This window comes from Pseudomonas sp. 7SR1, from assembly GCF_900156465.1.
In the GTDB taxonomy this organism is placed as follows: Bacteria; Pseudomonadota; Gammaproteobacteria; order Pseudomonadales; family Pseudomonadaceae; genus Aquipseudomonas.
Genome location: NZ_LT707064.1, coordinates 1,970,878 through 1,985,963, shown reverse-complemented (window position 1 = coordinate 1,985,963; position 15,086 = coordinate 1,970,878). Strand labels below are relative to the sequence as shown.

The window sequence follows — 15,086 nt, the reverse complement described above, 5'->3', positions numbered from 1 at the left end:
CAGACACCCTCTAAAAAGAAGCCAATTGGGGCACAATCAGGCGATACGAATAAGAGTCCGCCCCATGCTGATCGACGAAGAATTGACCCTGAAGAAACTCGAGGTGTTCCTGGCCTTCATGCGCACCGGCAACCTGGCCCGGGCGGCGGCCGAGCTGCAGACCAGCAATGTCAGCGTGCACCGGGCCATTCATTCCCTGGAAAGCGCCCTGCGTTGTCCGCTGTTCAAGCATGAGGGGCGCAACCTCACGCCGCTGGAGAGTGCCTATGTACTGGAGGAGCGGGCACAGAAACTGATCCAGGATGTGGTCGACAGCGTGCGCCTGACCCGCGAGGCCGCCGGGTTCTCCGCCGAGCGCTTCAAGCTTGGTTCGCTGTATTCGTTGACGGTCAAGACCGTCCCGCAGTTGATCATGGGCCTGAAGATCCGCCGCAGTGAACTCAATATCGACCTGATCCTGGGCTCGAACATCGACCTGTTGTACAAGCTCAAGAACATGGAGGTGGACGCGATCCTGATCTCCTTGGACGACAGCGTGAACGACCCCGACTGCGAACATATCGAGCTGTTTTGCGACGACATCTTTCTTGCTACGCCAGCGGATTCTCCCTTTGCCCAACGCAGCGAAGTCGATCTGGCCGAGGTGCGCGACGAGACGTTCATCACCTTGACCCAGGGTTTCGCCACTCATCAGGACGGGGTGCGGGTGTTCAGGCAGGCGGGCTTCGAGCCGAAGGTGGCGATGCAGGTCAACGATATCTTCACCCTGTTGAGCATGGTCAGTTCGGGCGTGGGCTACGCCTTGCTGCCGGGGCGGATCGCAGCGGTATACGAAAACCGGGTGAGGCTGATCCCTTTGCAGGAAAAGTACCGGTTGCAGCAACACATCGGCCTGGTGTTCCTCAAGGCCAAGGAGCGCGATCCGAACCTGTTGGCGCTATTGGCCGAGTGCCGGATGTATGCCAATCGCCAGGCCTGAAATCGCGCCGTCCCCCATCGCGAGCAAGCTCGTTCCCACAAGGAATATGTGAACGCCGATCCAATGTGGGAACGAGCTTGCTCGCAACAAGGGCTGCCCGCTCAGCGAAAATCCAAAGCCCTACCCCATCAATCCCCGCATGACCAGAAACAGCAACGAAGGCCCCAGCAGGCATCCAAGGGCCGTATAGAACGCCGCCGTCAGGCAGCCATAGGGCACCAGCTTCGGATCCGTGGCGGCCAGGCCGCCGGCCACGCCACTGGAAGTGCCCATCAGGCCGCCGAAGATCACCGCGCTGCGGGGATTGTTCAGACCGATCAGGGGCGCCACGAAAGGCGTCGCCACCATGACCAGGATCGCCTTGATCAGGCCTGCGGCGATGGACAAGGCCATCACTTCGGAACTGGCACCAATGGCGGCGCCGGTAACGGGGCCGACGATGTAGGTCACCGCGCCGGCACCGATGGTGGTCAGGCTTACCGCATCGGTGTACCCGAAAGCCATCGCCACGCCGACGCCGGCGATGAATGAGGTGGCCACCCCGACGAACAGCGCAAGGACGCCGACGAAACCGGCGCGCTTGAGTTCCTCGACACTCACGCCGAACGCCGTGGCGACAATGGCGAAGTCCCGCAGCATCGCTCCACCCAGCAACCCGATCCCCGATAACAGCGGGACGTCCACCACGCCCTTCTGTCCACCGGTCATTGCACCGCCTATGTACGACAGCACCAGGCCGAGCAGGATCGCAATGGCCGAGCCGTGCAGGCGGCCCCTGGTGAACGTGTCGCTGATCCAGTACGACACCCACATCGTGATGCCGACAATCGCAAAACCGCTGATCAGACCGTACCCGGTAATCACCTTCATCATGGATTCGTACATGGCGATCACCCGAGCGTCTTGACGGAAACGTTGGCTTCAGGCCCCTTGTTGCCAATGCGCACCAGCACCGGCACCATCGCGAAGCCGATCACCACGGCCAGGGTGCCCGCCAGTACCGCCATCGGCCCCCCCTTGAGCGCTCCGTAGACATTCTGCTGGGCCGCCATGGCCACCACGATGGGAATGTAGACCGCACTCCAGAACTCGACGCCGGCTTCGGTCTTGCCTTTGAAAAAGCCGTGTTTGCTCAGGTAACTGCCCAGGCCGATCAACAGCAGCATCGCAATGCCGACGCCACCGACGTTGGCCGGCACACCAATCAATTTACCCAGTAGCTCACCAATGAAGATGCCCGCCAGGGTACAAAAAGCCAGAAATGCCACACCGTAGATAATCATTGTTGTAATCCTCAAAGTGCATCGTCGAAGTTGTTGTTTTTGTGCTTCGCCAGCTTGAGTCGGTGTCTAGGGTCGGCGGCGGCCCTCCTCACGCAGTAGCGCCTGCAAGGTATCGAGCCGAGCCCCGTCGAAAGCAATGACAGTGCCCTGCTCGAACACCCGGCGCGCCAGGCCGGTGAGCACCGCGCCGGGTGGCAGTTCGATCTGTAGCCGCGCGCCTCGCTCGTAGGCGCTTTGCACCGTGCCGCGCCAATCGACGACGCGGCACATGTTGAACGCCAGGTCGTCGCGCAAGGCCTCGATATTGGCCATCGGCCGGGCGCGACTGCCGCTGAGATAACCCAGGCTGGGCGCTTTCAAGGGTACGTCGGCGAAGGCCTGGGCCAGTGCGCGGGCCGGCGCCTCCAACAGCGGGCAGTGGGACGGCACGCTTACCGCCAGACGACATGCCTTGGCGGCTCCCTGGCTTCGCGCCTCCCGGGCAACGATACTCATGGCCTCGTCGCTGCCGGCGATGACCACCTGGTTGTCGGCATTGATATTGCCCAGGTAAACCGGTGTCTGCTCGCTGTGTACCCTTGCCAGTAATGCCTCCACCGCGGCGAGGTCCAGGCCGATGATGGCGGTCATGCCATAGCCTTGGGGAAACGCCTGTTGCATCAGCTCGCCGCGCAGGCTGACCAGCCGCAACGCATCCTCGAACCCCAGCGCACCGGCCACCACCGCCGCCGGATAGGCACCGATGGACAGCCCCGCCACGTAGTCCGGCGCAGGCGCCTGCTCCAGCAAGCGCCGGGAAGCCGCCACGCCGGCGATCAACAGGCACAGTTGCACGGCGCGGGTCGATTGCAACGCCTCGGCGTTGTCCAGTTGCAACACGTCTTCGCCGAGGGCATCACTCGCCTCATCCAAGACTTGCGGCGACAGCCCGTGGAGCATGCCGGCTCGTTGCGCACCTTGGCCGGGAAACACCAACAGGCTGCTCATGCGACCTGCTCCCGCGTCGACTGCCAGGGATCGCTCACCAGCCGTGCCTGAACGTCGTCCTTGAGCAAGACCCGGCGCGACACGCCCGCCCATTCGCGCAAGGCGACGGCACCGCAGGGGGTCTGCAATTGCATGTCCACGGTGCATGCCGAGCCGTCCAGTTGCGCCAGTAGTTCCCTGGCCCGAAGGCGATCCAAGGGGCTTGGTGTGCGCAGGATCAAATCCAGGTCGCTGCCCTCATGCAATGCCTCGACGCCGCTGGCGAGCTCGAACCCGGCGCTACCACCGACGCCCCAGGTCCAACCGCTGGCGTCGAGCAACGGACGCAGTCGGGACAGTGCCTGCAAGGCAGGCAGGTCGCGACGGCTTTCGATGTGACACAGGTCCTCGGGGCGCACCCGGCGTTGGATCGCCGCCACCGGCATCGTCGTGGCATAACGTTGCTCCCGGGATTGCCCGCGCACGCCTACCGCGACGTATCCCGCAGCGCTCGTCGCCCTGCGCACCACCACCGGCTGCCCGAGGCCCAGGATCTCGACAACCCAGGCTGGTGCATCCGCAGGCAACCGCTGCGGGGTCATCCCCCAGAGCAGGTCGTGGGCCATGAGGTGGCTCACCACTGCGCTCTCAACAACTGGCGAACCATACTGGAGGCCGCCCGATGAGGCGCCCCCAGACGGCTGCTCAAGTCTCGAGGCGCACCGGCAAGATCATTGATCGCCTGCTGCAGGCAATCGCTCACCCGCGCCAGATCGGCCGCCGATGGCTGTTCGATACGCTCGACTTCCAGGGTTTCCCATAACAGCCCCAGGCTGGCGTAGCTGTCGATGTCATAGGCCATAGGCGGCACGCTGGCGGCCAGGGCTTCCAGCTCTTCGACGCTGCGCAGCGTCACCCGCGCCGCGGATGCCTTGCCCATGGCATGGACCATCACCCCCGGATCGCGCAGGGCGATCAGCCGGTTGGCCTGATAACCGTGGGCCAGGAAGGCTCCGGACATTGCCTTGCCCACCAGCAGGCCGATCACCGGATGCCCGGCCAACCGGGCACGGGCATAGCTGTCCGCCGCCCCCGCCAGGGCCTGATGAATGCCAAGGGCTTCTTCGCGCCGGCCATAGGCCTGGCTGGGCACGTCGACAATGGCGACCAAGGCACGCTTGCCGGACGCATCGCGGTCCGCGGCGATGGCGTCATCCACTGCCTTGGCCAGCCCCCAGCCCTCCAGCAAACCGACTTCACCGCTGCGAGCACGGGGAAAGCGACTGTCGGGATCGGCCACCACCGCCAGCAGGCGAACGTCATGCCCCGCCAGCCTGACATCGGCCACTTTCAATGAAGCAGGCAGGCCTTGTAGCGGCTCGGCACCGCCACTCAGGGCCTCGAACCAGCGCAAGCCTCTCAATGAATACGAACTCATGGGCGTTCTCCCTGATACAGCTGACGAACCGCCGCCGGCTCGATTTGCACTTCAGTGTCCAGCCGCGCCAGGCGTTGCAGGAACAGCTCGGCCTGGCCGCTGCGGTATTCGGCGGGCACTCCCAGGTGCAGCAGCTGACCGACCTGCTGGCGAATCTGCGCCACATCATCGGCCACGTAACGGTCTACCAGGCCCGTGGCGAAACGCTGTTCGCCGCCGGTCAGGCTCCAGATGAACGGCCGGTCGCGAGAGTCGTATTCATCGATCCCCGCTTCCTGCTCGATCACTTGCGGGCCATTGAGGCCCAGCCGCGCTTCCTGGGTCACGAGCAGGTAGCTGCACAACCCGGCGGCGATGGACATGCCGCCAAAACAACCGACGCTGCCGGCCACCACACCCACCACCGGCTGGTACTGGCGCAGGTCGACAATCGCCGAATGGATCTCGGCAATGGCAGCCAGCCCGAGGTTGGCCTCCTGCAAACGCACGCCACCGGTTTCCAGCAGCAGCACCGCGCGAGTCGGGATGCCCTTGCGGTTGTCTTCGGCCGCCAGCTCCAGCGCACCGGCGATTTTCGCTCCGCCGACCTCGCCGAGGCTGCCGCCCTGGAACGCGCCTTCGATGGCGGCGATCACCACCGGCAGGCCATCGAGGCAACCCTTGGCGATCACCACGCCATCGTCGCTTTGCGGCACCACACCCTGGCGCAGCAGCCACGGCGACATGATTCGCTGGAACGGGTCGAGCAGTTCACGGAACGTACCGTCATCGAGCAGGGCCTTGGCCCGTTGCCGGGCACCAAGTTCGACGAAACTGTGTTTATTCAGCAACGCTGCGCTGTCACTCATGGCCGATCTCCTCGAAGCCCTGTTCCAGGCGCAGGCGTACCACACCAGGCGTCGCGCCGAAGTCATGGATGTCGATTGTCATCGCTGGCGGCATCTGGCCGTCGAACATGCGAGCGAACAGGTGCTGCCAGCGTTGCCCGCTACCGTTGACCGAGGTCTGCACCTGGATGGTCAACTTGCCCGCCATCCCGGGCTCGATCAGCACCTCCAAGTCGCCGGAACCGACACAGCCCACCAGCGCACGGCCCCGTGGCGGCTGCCCGGCGGGGAATTCAAAGGATAAGGTTTCCATCAGCACACTCCCCGGTAGAAGCCATCGCCGCGCTCGATGCGGTCAAGGAACAGGCAGGCGGCCAGCAGGTCCGCTGCGCCCCCCGGCGAGGCATTCAACGCAATCAATTGTTGATCCAGCCGATGCAACTGGCGACGGCCACCCAGGCTCGCGCTGCCCCCGGCATCGAGCACCGCCCGGGCACCCTGCTGCATGGCCCGCAGGCCCGACTCGCCAGCGCGATAGAGCACGCAGGTGTCGGCCAGGGTGGTCATGATCGCCAGCAAGGCATCGAGCCGGGCGTTCTGCTCGCCGGTTCCTGCTGCGCGACTGCGCTTGAGTTGCGGCAGGCCCAGGCCAGTGACGGCTGGGAAAGCCAGTTGCGCCTCCTCCCGAGCCCCGCGCACGCCGTAGCGCTGGGCTACTTGAGCACCATGGCTCAACGGCCTGGGCGCGTAGCGATCGTCGAGCAAGGCCAGGCGGGCGGCCCTGAGCGTGACTGCGCCCGGCCCATTGGAACCGGGCTCCAGCGCCGTCGCAGCGACCAACAGGCCCAAGGCCCAGATCGCGCCACGATGGGTGTTCACGCCGCCCGTGGTGGCGAGCATCGCCGTTTCACCGTCCCGCCCGATCTGCCCGAGGGCTTCGCGCAGGTTAAGGCCGACCTCGCCGCAATCGATGGCGGCTTCGGCCATTTCCTTGAAGAACGGCCACAGCGACAGCGCCGAAGCATGCATCATCCCCAGGTGCAGATCGGTATGGGCGCCATTGCCGCGCCGATCCACCAGGGCCGGCTTGGGTGACAGGTCGGCCTCGTCGATCAGCGCGTCCACCGCCAGATCGGCAAGACGCTCAGGTAGCGAAAGTGTCTTGGGTTGCCAGTCGAGTGCGTGCATTTACCAGCTCCTGAACTTGGCGGGCGGGTTGTAGAGGCCACCGGACCATTGCACCAGGTCGGCCACGCTCTTGGCTGCGAGCAACTCGCGGGTGGCGTCGGTGCGACGGATGCCGAGGTCTTCGGGCAAGGCGACCAACCCTTCGCGACGCAGGCGCGCGGTGTCTTTCGGGTCGTGGCGCAGGCCGATGGCGGTGACCCCGGCCACGGCTGCGATCATCGCCTGACGCTCTTGCAGGGAGCGAGCCTTGTACAGGTAGGCGATGCCTTCTTCGGTGAGCAGATGGGTCACGTCATCGCCATAGATCATGATCGGCGCCAGAGGCATGCCGGCTTTCTTCGCCACGTCCACCGCGTCCAGGGTCTCGACGAAGGTCGGCTTGCCGCCCTCCTGGAACGTCTCGACCATCTGCACCACCAGTTTCTTGCCACGTTCGAGCAACGGTGCCTCGCCATCGCCGTGGCGCATATCGAGCCAGGCCGGCGTGCCGTGGCGGCGACCACGCGGATCATGGCCCATGTTCGGCGCACCACCGAACCCGGCCAACCGGCCGCGGGTCACCGTTGAGGAATGGCCGTCGCCGTCCACTTGCAGCGTCGCGCCGATGAACAGGTCCACCGCGTATTGCCCGGCCAGTTGGCAGACCATGCGGTTGGAACGCAGCGAGCCGTCGTGGCCGGTGAAGAACACATCCGGTCGCGCAGCGATATAGTTTTCCATGCCCAGCTCGGTGCCGAAGCAATGCACGCTTTCGACCCAACCGCTTTCGATGGCCGGAATCAGGGTGGGGTGAGGATTGAGGGTCCAGTTACGGCAGATCTTGCCCTTCAGGCCGAGGGACTCGCCGTAGGTCGGCAGGATCAGTTCGATGGCGGCGGTGTTGAAACCGATGCCGTGGTTGAGGGACTGGACGTTGTGTTTTTCATAGATGCCACGGATCGCCATCATCGCCATCAACACATGAACAGGCTTGATGTGCCGTGGGTCGCGGGTGAACAGCGGCTCGATGTAGAACGGCTTGTCGGCCACCACCACAAAATCGACCCAGGACGCCGGGATATCGACTCGCGGCAGGTCGCTGACGTCGTCCACCAACTGGTTGACCTGGACAATGACAATGCCGTCGCTGAAGGCCGCCGGCTCGATCAATGCCGGGGTGTCTTCGGTGCTGGGGCCGGTGTAGATATTGCCGGCGCGGTCAGCCATGAAACCGGCCGAGAGCACCACGTTGGGGATCAGGTCCACCACCAGTCGCGCATACAGCTCGATGTAGGTGTGGATGGCGCCGATTTCCAGCAGGCCGTCTTCCAGCAACTGGCTGATGCGCAGGCTCTGGGTGCCGGCGAAGGAGAAATCCAGCTTTCGGGCGATACCTCGTTCGAACAGATCGAGGTGCTCGGAACGGCCGACGCTGGGCATGATCATGTGCAGGTCGTGCAGCTTCGCCGGATCGACTCTGGCCAGAGAGCGCGACAGAAAGTCCGCCTGCTTCTGGTTATTGCCCTCCAGTACCACGCGATCGCCCGGCAGGATCAACGCCTCCAGCGCCGCGACGATTTTGTCGGTGGGCAACACCACACCGTCGGCAAGCCCCTTCACCAGCTCGAGACGCCGCTGCTTTTCGCCGCGCCGCCGCGTCCAGCGCGAGTCGGGGGATATTGTTGTTGTCATGACCACTCCACGGGTTCGCTGTCGTGGGGGTCACATTAGGAGCGTCGTGGCAGATGCATCAATCAAGCTCAGCGCCGGATCGTTACGGTTGGAGTAACGGTAAGAAAAACGAACCCAGTTCCATGCGGGAGCGAGCAGGCTCGCGATGGCGGCGTGTCAGGCAACATCAATGCTGACTGTTCTGCCGCCATCGCGAGCAAGCTCGCTCCTACAATTGGATAACGGGAGCAAGCTCCCTTTGCCACAGGATGCCGGTGGTCCGATCTAACAGCGGATGACTACTTCATGGTTTAGCGGATTCAGGCTTTCACCAATCCCGCAGCCACCACCAACTCCTCCAACGCCAACAAATCCGGCACCTTCGCCACATGTTCGCCCACTTGCACCGCCGCCTGCTCCAAACCGCACAGCGGCACGTCGACATAGCTCAGCTGGCTGTCGAGCTTGTAGGAGCGCGGGATGCCCTGCACCAACAGCGCAATGAACCTCAACTCCGGCCGTCCGCCCAGGGCGTTGAGGACGACGATGCGCGCGCGCTCGCCGATCACGGTTTTCTGGCCGCAGGCCGATTCGAAGCTCAGTAGCGGGATCTGCCGTTCGCGCCAGCTCACCCAGCCCAGGAACCACGGCGGGGTATCCATATCGAAGGCGCTGCTCTGGTAGTCGATCAGCTCGGCCACGGCCACGTTGGGCAGGATCAGGTGACGGTCGGCCAGGGGCAGCAGCAACCCGGTGAGGTAGCGGGTCAGGTGCTCATGCATGGGTTTTGCTCCAATGCGCGATGCTGTCCAGCAGGACCGACTCCTGGTACGGCTTGCCCAGGTAATCGTTGACGCCGAGGGCCATGGCGCGATCGCGGTGTTTCTGGCCGGTGCGGGAAGTGATCATGATGATGGGCAGGTGTGCCAGGCGAGGGTCGTTGCGCACCTGGGCAGCGACTTCAAAGCCGTCCATGCGTGGCATCTCGATGTCCAGCAGCATCAGGTCCGGCGAATGCTCGGCCAACAGCGCCATGGCATCCACCCCGTCCTTGGCGGTCAGGACGTGCATGCCATGGCGCTCCAGCAGGCGGCTGGTGACCTTGCGGACCGTCACCGAGTCGTCCACCACCAGCACCAGTAACGGCCGCTGATGCTCGCCCTCGGCTTCAGATACCGGGCGACGCGCCACCTGATGGGACAAGGCGCGGATCGGCGCCAGCAGGTCCAGGATCAGCACAACGCGGCCGTCCCCCAGGATCGTCGCCCCGGACAATCCCTGCACCGCCGAGAACTGCGGGCCGAGGCTCTTGACCACGATTTCCCGGGTGCCGAGGGTGGCGTCCACCTGCACCGCCACATGCCGCTCGTTGCATTGCATCAACAGCAGGGGCAAGGGTTGGCTCTGCCCCAGTAATTTCGGCCTGGGACCGGTCTTCAACAGTTCGCCCAGGTAACACAGTTCATGTCGCTGGCCGGCGTAGGTGTACACCGGCGGGTCGAGTTGATAATAGGCATCCAGCTCGGCCGGCAGCACCCGAACGATGCTTTCGATGGTGTTCAACGGGATCGCGTACTGGTCTTCGTGACACTGCACCATCAGCGCCCGGTTGACCGCCACGGTAAAGGGCAGGCGGATGCGGAAATGCACGCCCTGCCCCGGCGTGGAGTCGATGACCATGCTGCCACCCAGTTGCCGGACTTCTTCGTGGACCACGTCCATGCCGACGCCGCGCCCGGAGATCTGGGTGATTTTTTCCGCCGTGGAGAACCCCGGCTGGAGAATGAACTGTAAGACATCCCGGTCGCTGATGTCGCTGTCCGGCGCCAGCAGTCCACGCTTGATCGCCTTGCGCCGCACCGCTTCCAGGGGCACGCCGGCACCGTCGTCGCGGATGTCGAATATGATGTCGCCACCCTCGCGGGACAGGTCGAGGCTGATGCGTCCCCGCGCCGGCTTGCCCGCGGCGATGCGCACATCGGCGGGTTCCAGGCCGTGGTCGACGGCGTTGCGCAGCATATGCTCCAGCGGCGCAGCCATGCGTTCCAGCACATTGCGATCCATCTCGCCTTCGGCGTTATCGACTACGAACTCCACGTCCTTGCCCAGCTCCTGGGCCACTTGCCGGACGATGCGCTTGAGGCGCGGCAGCATGCGCTCGAATGGCACCATGCGCGTGCGCATCAGACCTTCCTGGAGCCGGGTGTTGATCCGTCCCTGCTGCTGCAGCAGGTTCTCGGCGTCGTGATTGCTGCGGTCGAGGGTTTCCTTGAGGTCGAGCAAGTCCGAGGTGGATTCGAACAGCGCCCGGGACAGCTGCTGCAGCTGGGAGTGACGGTCCATTTCCAACGGATCGAACTCCTCATAGCCCAGCCGCTCGGCTTCCACCTGCTGGCGGCTGAGAATTCGCCCCTGGGTTTCGGTGTCGAGTCGCCGCAGTTGGTCGCGCATGCGCTCCAGGGTGGTTTCCATCTCGCCCAGGGCCACGCGGGCGTCATTGACTTGCTGTTCGATACGGCCACGGAAGATCGACGCCTCCCCCGCCAGGTTCACCAGGTCATCCAGCAGCTCGGCGGAGACCTTGACCATGTCCGCACCTTCGCCCGATGCAGCCGGCTCAGGCTTGGCTGGCACCGGGACCGGGGCAGGAACCGGCGCGACGGTGGCTTCGGGCGCGGGGCTTTCCTGGGGCTGGTTGACCGCCTGGATCTGTGCGATCAGCCGGTCCGCCGGCGGGCAGGGCTGGCCGGCACGCACCGCGTCGAGCATGTGCGCCAGCCGGTCATGGCTGCTTTGCAGCAGTGTGAACAGCGTCGGGGTCGGTTGCAGCAGGCCCGCCGAGAGGCCTTCATAGAGATTTTCCAGCTCGTGCGCCAGATCGCCGATAGGACCGATTTCCACCATCCGCGCCCCACCCTTGAGGGTATGCAGGTCGCGCAGCAGGGTTTCCACGGCCTGGCGGTTCGACGGCTCGGCCTGCCAGCGCAGCAACGCCGCGCCGGAGCTGTCGAGGATATCGAAGCCCTCCTCGAGGAAGATCTCCAGCAATTCGGGATCATGAGGGGCGCCGTCGCCCTGGATCGCTGCGCCCGACTCGATGGCGTTCGGCTTGTCCTGGCGGAACCTGCGGATGGCATCGATCAACGAAACGGGGTCGCCCAGCGCCTGGCCCTGCTGCAATTGCCCGAGCAGCAACTCGAGGCGCTCATGGCTGCTGTTGAGCAGTTGCGCCAGCTCTTCACTGTAGCTGTAGCGGCGGTCCACCAACCCTTCGTAAAGGTTTTCCAGCTCCTGGGCCAGGTCGCTCACCGGCCGGACATCGGCCATCCGGGCGCCGCCCTTGAGGGTGTGCAGGTCCCGTTGCAGCGAGGACAGTGGCGCGCCGTTGTCCGGGTCGGACAGCCAGCGTTGCAGGGCCTGGGCGGCACTTTCCAGGATGTCCTGGGCCTCTTCGAGGAAGATCGAGGTGATGTCGTCGTCCATGGCCGCGTCATCGCGCTCCAGGGCGGCCGTCGCATCGCCCAGTTCGCGGATGCTCAGGGTCCGGCTGCCATCGCTGCGGATCAGGCCCGTGGCCGACGGGTCGAGGCCGGCTTCGAGCAAGCGACGCAGGGCCTGCACCCGCTCGGGTTGCGGGTGGACGTGCTGCCCGGCGGCCAACTCGTCGAGCATGTCGATCAATGCCTCATGAGCCCGTTGAGCTTCCTGGAAAAACTCATCGCTGACCGCCAGACTGCTTTCCTCCACTGCCCCGTAGAGGTCGAGCAAGGCTTCGCACAGCTCATCCATCGAATGCAGCTCAGCCAGGTGCGCACCTTCACCGAGGGTGGTCAACTCATCCAGCAGCGCGCTCAGTTCCAGGCCTTGGCCGGGGTGTTCCTGCCAACGCTGCAACAGGCTCTCGGCATCCAGCAGGATGTCCATGCCCTGGGCGAGGAAATCGTTGATCAGTTGCGGATCCCGCTTGGGCCGCAGGCCTTTGTCCGGTGCGTCGAGGGCCGCTTGCAGGCGCTCGGCCAACAGGGCCTGGGTGCGCTGGATCAGGTCCTCGGCGCCGGGTATCGGCGCCAGCGGGTCGCTCTGCAACTGGCGCAGCCCCACGCGCAGCAGCCCCTCGGCCTCCAGCAGGCATTCCACCTCATCCAGGTCGAGGGCAATCAGGTGCGCCCGATATTCCCGGGCGAGCTGGTCCATCGCCCCGGCCAGTTCGGCGATGGGCAACACGCCAGCCATGAACGCACTGCCCTTGAGGGTGTGCAGGGCCCGCTGCAATTCGTCGCCGGCCTGCAACGGCAAATGCTCGGCGGCCTGGTCGAGGAAACGCTGCAGGCTGGCGAGATGGCCTTGGGCTTCGTTGTCGAAGATTTTCAGCAGCAAAGGGTCGAGGGCGGTCACGTCCCGCTCGTCTTCATCCTCTTCGTCGCTGCCCCTGGCAAGGGCATGGGCGCGGGCAGCCAGACGGTCGACATCGTCGCGCTGGCGCTGGCGATGGGCGGCGAATTCGGCCACCAGGGCGGGAAGCAGTCGCACCGTGTCGTCGATCAACTGCTGCACCGATGATCCCGGTTCGACGCTGCGCTCCAGAACGCGATTGAGCAGGTTTTCCACCGCCCAGGCCAACTCCCCCAGCACCAGCGCCCGCACCATGCGACCACTGCCCTTGAGGGTATGGAAGGCCCGGCGCAGTTCGCCCAGGGCGCCATGATCGTCGGGACGGGCCGTCCAGCGGGGCAGATATTCGCGCAGCACATCCAGCACTTCCTCGGCTTCTTCAAGGAAGACTTCGCGCAATTCGTCGTCCACCGGATGTTCGTCCATCGGCGGTGGCAGCAGGCTGCCCGGCGTACTGCGTGCCGGGGGATTGACCGCCGAGACCGGGCTGGCCAGCACTTCGGCCAGGGACTGCACGGTCTGCGGGTCATCCAGCTCCTGCAAGTCCTGCATGAGCTGCGCCTCGTTGGGGCTCAGCACATCGTCAAGCAATGGCACCCGCGCTTCGTCGGGGAAATAACCGAGGGCCGCCAGGCTTCGCTCCACCTCATCGAGCAGCGACTCACCGGGGTTCTGCGGGTCCTCGCTCAAGCGCTCCAGATAATATTCGAGGCCACTGATCACATCCGCCAGATGGTCGAGTTCCTCCCAGCCCGGCTGGGCCCGTTCCAGCAGCAGATGGTCGCGGATAAAGCCATTGCAGGCCTCCACCAGGCCGGCGGCGCGCCCCAGGGGGATCATGGCCAGCGCGCCGCGCACCTGGGTCAGCAAGGCGGGCAAGGCCTGCAGTTGCTCGCTGTTCCAGTCGGCCTCGATGTAGTCGACGATCATGTCCTTGGCCTGTTGCAGGCAGGTGTGGGCTTCCTTGATGACGATCTGGTGGATCTGGGTCAGGTCGGTGGTGGGCAGGTGGTTGTCTTCCGGACTCTCGGGCTCGACGGTGCCGACCATGCCGGCCAGGGTGGCTTCGACATAGAGCAAGGCACCGGCCACATCCATCAGGGTCGCGTCGTCCGGCTCGCGCTGCCCCTGGGCGAGGCTCAGCACCACCGCCAGTTGATCGATGATGACCTTGCGCGGCTGACCGAAACCCAGCACCGCCAGGGTGTCGGCGATCTGTCGCAGGGGGGCCAGCAGGCTGTCCAGCTCCGAGGCGTGCTGGCGATCGCTGCGTACGAACAGGTCGAGCCGCTCCTTGACCCGCACCAGCTCTTCGCAAAGCGCGGTGAGCACCGAGCGCATGGCATCGCGGTCGGGCCCGGCCAGGCGCGCGCGTTCTTCGTCGACCATGGCGCTGTCAGGTAGCGCGTCGTCCAGTGAGTAGCGTTCTTTCATGATCTGCATCTGCCCGCTGGGATGTTCGGCCTTGGCAATATAGAACAACAAGCTCTTGAGCAAATGAGGCGGTGCCGGTTGGTTGATCCCCGGCATGCCCTGTTCCAGCAGACGCTTGAGCTCCTTGTCGGCTTCCTTGAACAGGCTGCGCAGGGCCGGGCTGTTGGCGATGCGTCCATCGCGCATGCCTTCGACCAGCGCCGACGCCACCTGCCACAGCGCATTGAGCGGCGCCCCGGCGCACAGCCCTTCGAGGCGGTGGAAGACTTTGGTCAGGTAACCCAGGTGCGTGGCGTCGTCCTGTTCGCGCAACAGCCCCACCAGGGCCATTTGCAGGGTCTGGCGCAACTTGCGCAGGGTGTTGGGCAACTCCGGCGGTTCGAGCCGCTTCAGGGCCGCTTCGCTGAGCGGGGCGATCTCTGGCAGTTCCGGGCTGAACAGGCTGGTTTCCGACAGCAGGCCCTCGCCCCGGGCGCTGCGCAGATCGTTGATCAGCGGCAGCACCACCAGCGGCAAGTCCCGGCGCGCGCTCTGGACACGGTCCAGGTACATCGGCAGTTGTCCCAGGGCCTGGCTCAGCAGGCTGATGGCCTCGTCACGATGGGCGATGAGGTTGTCCCGCAAGGCGGCGCACAGCTGCTCCATTTCTTCGGCCAGCAACGCCGCGCCGTAGAACTCGACCATCTGCAGGCCGCCGTGGACCTGATGAATACAAGCCAGGCATTGGCCGAGGGCATCCGACGCCTGCGGATCCTCCACCAGGCGGTTGAGGGCCAGGTGGGCCTGCTTCAGCGTTTCGGCAATCTCGCCCTTGACCCACTCCAGGGCCACATAGTCGTGCCGATCACCCATAACCACTCCAAATCAACCCGTGACAGGCCAAGGGTACAAATCAACCCTGTGGCGAGGGGACTCATCCCCGTTGGGGC

The 15,086-nt window shown here is 64.8% G+C and carries 12 protein-coding genes; 1 reads left to right on the top strand and 11 read right to left on the bottom strand.

Going from position 1 to position 15,086, the window contains the following annotated elements; genetic code table 11:
- The first annotated feature begins 64 nt into the window (after window positions 1–64).
- Window positions 65–979 (top strand): LysR family transcriptional regulator, encoded by a 915-nt coding sequence (locus BW992_RS09000; RefSeq protein WP_072390135.1) that lies wholly within the window; start codon window positions 65–67, stop codon window positions 977–979.
- A 120-nt stretch (window positions 980–1,099) separates the two neighbouring features.
- Here the strand turns inward: BW992_RS09000 and madM are convergent, their stop codons facing one another.
- The 11 genes from madM to BW992_RS08945 form a co-directional block, all read right to left on the bottom strand.
- Window positions 1,100–1,864 (bottom strand): malonate transporter subunit MadM, encoded by a 765-nt coding sequence (gene madM / locus BW992_RS08995; RefSeq protein ID WP_072430981.1) that lies wholly within the window; start codon window positions 1,862–1,864, stop codon window positions 1,100–1,102.
- Between the two features lie 5 nt (window positions 1,865–1,869).
- Window positions 1,870–2,262 carry a malonate transporter subunit MadL gene (madL, locus tag BW992_RS08990; RefSeq protein ID WP_072430883.1) on the bottom strand — a complete coding sequence of 131 codons (393 nt, stop codon included), beginning with the start codon at window positions 2,260–2,262 and terminating at the stop codon, window positions 1,870–1,872.
- Window positions 2,263–2,328: 66 nt separating this feature from the next.
- The gene (mdcH, locus tag BW992_RS08985) at window positions 2,329–3,249 is read right to left on the bottom strand and encodes a malonate decarboxylase subunit epsilon (protein WP_076406029.1); all 921 of its coding nucleotides are present in this window, start codon (window positions 3,247–3,249) and stop codon (window positions 2,329–2,331) included.
- Window positions 3,246–3,869 carry a malonate decarboxylase holo-ACP synthase gene (locus BW992_RS08980; RefSeq protein WP_072390145.1) on the bottom strand — a complete coding sequence of 208 codons (624 nt, stop codon included), beginning with the start codon at window positions 3,867–3,869 and terminating at the stop codon, window positions 3,246–3,248. Before BW992_RS08980 ends, mdcH begins: the two co-directional genes overlap by 4 nt.
- Complete coding sequence (gene mdcE / locus BW992_RS08975; protein ID WP_072390148.1) at window positions 3,863–4,666, bottom strand: biotin-independent malonate decarboxylase subunit gamma; 804 nt, start codon at window positions 4,664–4,666, stop codon at window positions 3,863–3,865. The genes BW992_RS08980 and mdcE overlap by 7 nt, the downstream gene beginning before the upstream one ends.
- Window positions 4,663–5,514 carry a biotin-independent malonate decarboxylase subunit beta gene (locus BW992_RS08970; RefSeq protein WP_072430886.1) on the bottom strand — a complete coding sequence of 284 codons (852 nt, stop codon included), beginning with the start codon at window positions 5,512–5,514 and terminating at the stop codon, window positions 4,663–4,665. Before BW992_RS08970 ends, mdcE begins: the two co-directional genes overlap by 4 nt.
- Window positions 5,507–5,806, bottom strand: coding sequence for a malonate decarboxylase subunit delta (locus BW992_RS08965; RefSeq protein ID WP_072390154.1), 300 nt, complete (start codon window positions 5,804–5,806; stop codon window positions 5,507–5,509). Before BW992_RS08965 ends, BW992_RS08970 begins: the two co-directional genes overlap by 8 nt.
- A complete protein-coding gene (locus BW992_RS08960) occupies window positions 5,806–6,681 on the bottom strand; it encodes a triphosphoribosyl-dephospho-CoA synthase (protein WP_072390157.1) in 876 nt (291 codons plus the stop codon). The genes BW992_RS08965 and BW992_RS08960 overlap by 1 nt, the downstream gene beginning before the upstream one ends.
- The gene (gene mdcA / locus BW992_RS08955; RefSeq protein ID WP_072390160.1) at window positions 6,682–8,352 is read right to left on the bottom strand and encodes a malonate decarboxylase subunit alpha; all 1,671 of its coding nucleotides are present in this window, start codon (window positions 8,350–8,352) and stop codon (window positions 6,682–6,684) included.
- Between the two features lie 299 nt (window positions 8,353–8,651).
- Entirely contained in the window at window positions 8,652–9,113 is a 462-nt protein-coding gene (locus BW992_RS08950) for a chemotaxis protein CheW (RefSeq protein WP_072390167.1), read from the bottom strand.
- Window positions 9,106–15,009 carry an Hpt domain-containing protein gene (locus BW992_RS08945; RefSeq protein WP_076406027.1) on the bottom strand — a complete coding sequence of 1,968 codons (5,904 nt, stop codon included), beginning with the start codon at window positions 15,007–15,009 and terminating at the stop codon, window positions 9,106–9,108. The genes BW992_RS08950 and BW992_RS08945 overlap by 8 nt, the downstream gene beginning before the upstream one ends.
- Between the last annotated feature and the right edge of the window lie 77 nt (window positions 15,010–15,086).

Excerpts from the sequence above, each read along its gene's own strand:
- BW992_RS09000 (WP_072390135.1), top strand. The coding sequence starts at position 65 with ATGCTGATCGACGAAGAATTGACCCTGAAGAAACTCGAGGTGTTCCTG.
- madM (WP_072430981.1), bottom strand. The coding sequence starts at position 1,864 with ATGTACGAATCCATGATGAAGGTGATTACCGGGTACGGTCTGATCAGC.
- madL (WP_072430883.1), bottom strand. The coding sequence starts at position 2,262 with ATGATTATCTACGGTGTGGCATTTCTGGCTTTTTGTACCCTGGCGGGC.
- mdcH (WP_076406029.1), bottom strand. The coding sequence starts at position 3,249 with ATGAGCAGCCTGTTGGTGTTTCCCGGCCAAGGTGCGCAACGAGCCGGC.
- mdcE (WP_072390148.1), bottom strand. The coding sequence starts at position 4,666 with ATGAGTTCGTATTCATTGAGAGGCTTGCGCTGGTTCGAGGCCCTGAGT.
- BW992_RS08970 (WP_072430886.1), bottom strand. The coding sequence starts at position 5,514 with ATGAGTGACAGCGCAGCGTTGCTGAATAAACACAGTTTCGTCGAACTT.
- BW992_RS08965 (WP_072390154.1), bottom strand. The coding sequence starts at position 5,806 with ATGGAAACCTTATCCTTTGAATTCCCCGCCGGGCAGCCGCCACGGGGC.
- BW992_RS08960 (WP_072390157.1), bottom strand. The coding sequence starts at position 6,681 with ATGCACGCACTCGACTGGCAACCCAAGACACTTTCGCTACCTGAGCGT.
- mdcA (WP_072390160.1), bottom strand. The coding sequence starts at position 8,352 with ATGACAACAACAATATCCCCCGACTCGCGCTGGACGCGGCGGCGCGGC.
- BW992_RS08950 (WP_072390167.1), bottom strand. The coding sequence starts at position 9,113 with ATGCATGAGCACCTGACCCGCTACCTCACCGGGTTGCTGCTGCCCCTG.
- BW992_RS08945 (WP_076406027.1), bottom strand. The coding sequence starts at position 15,009 with ATGGGTGATCGGCACGACTATGTGGCCCTGGAGTGGGTCAAGGGCGAG.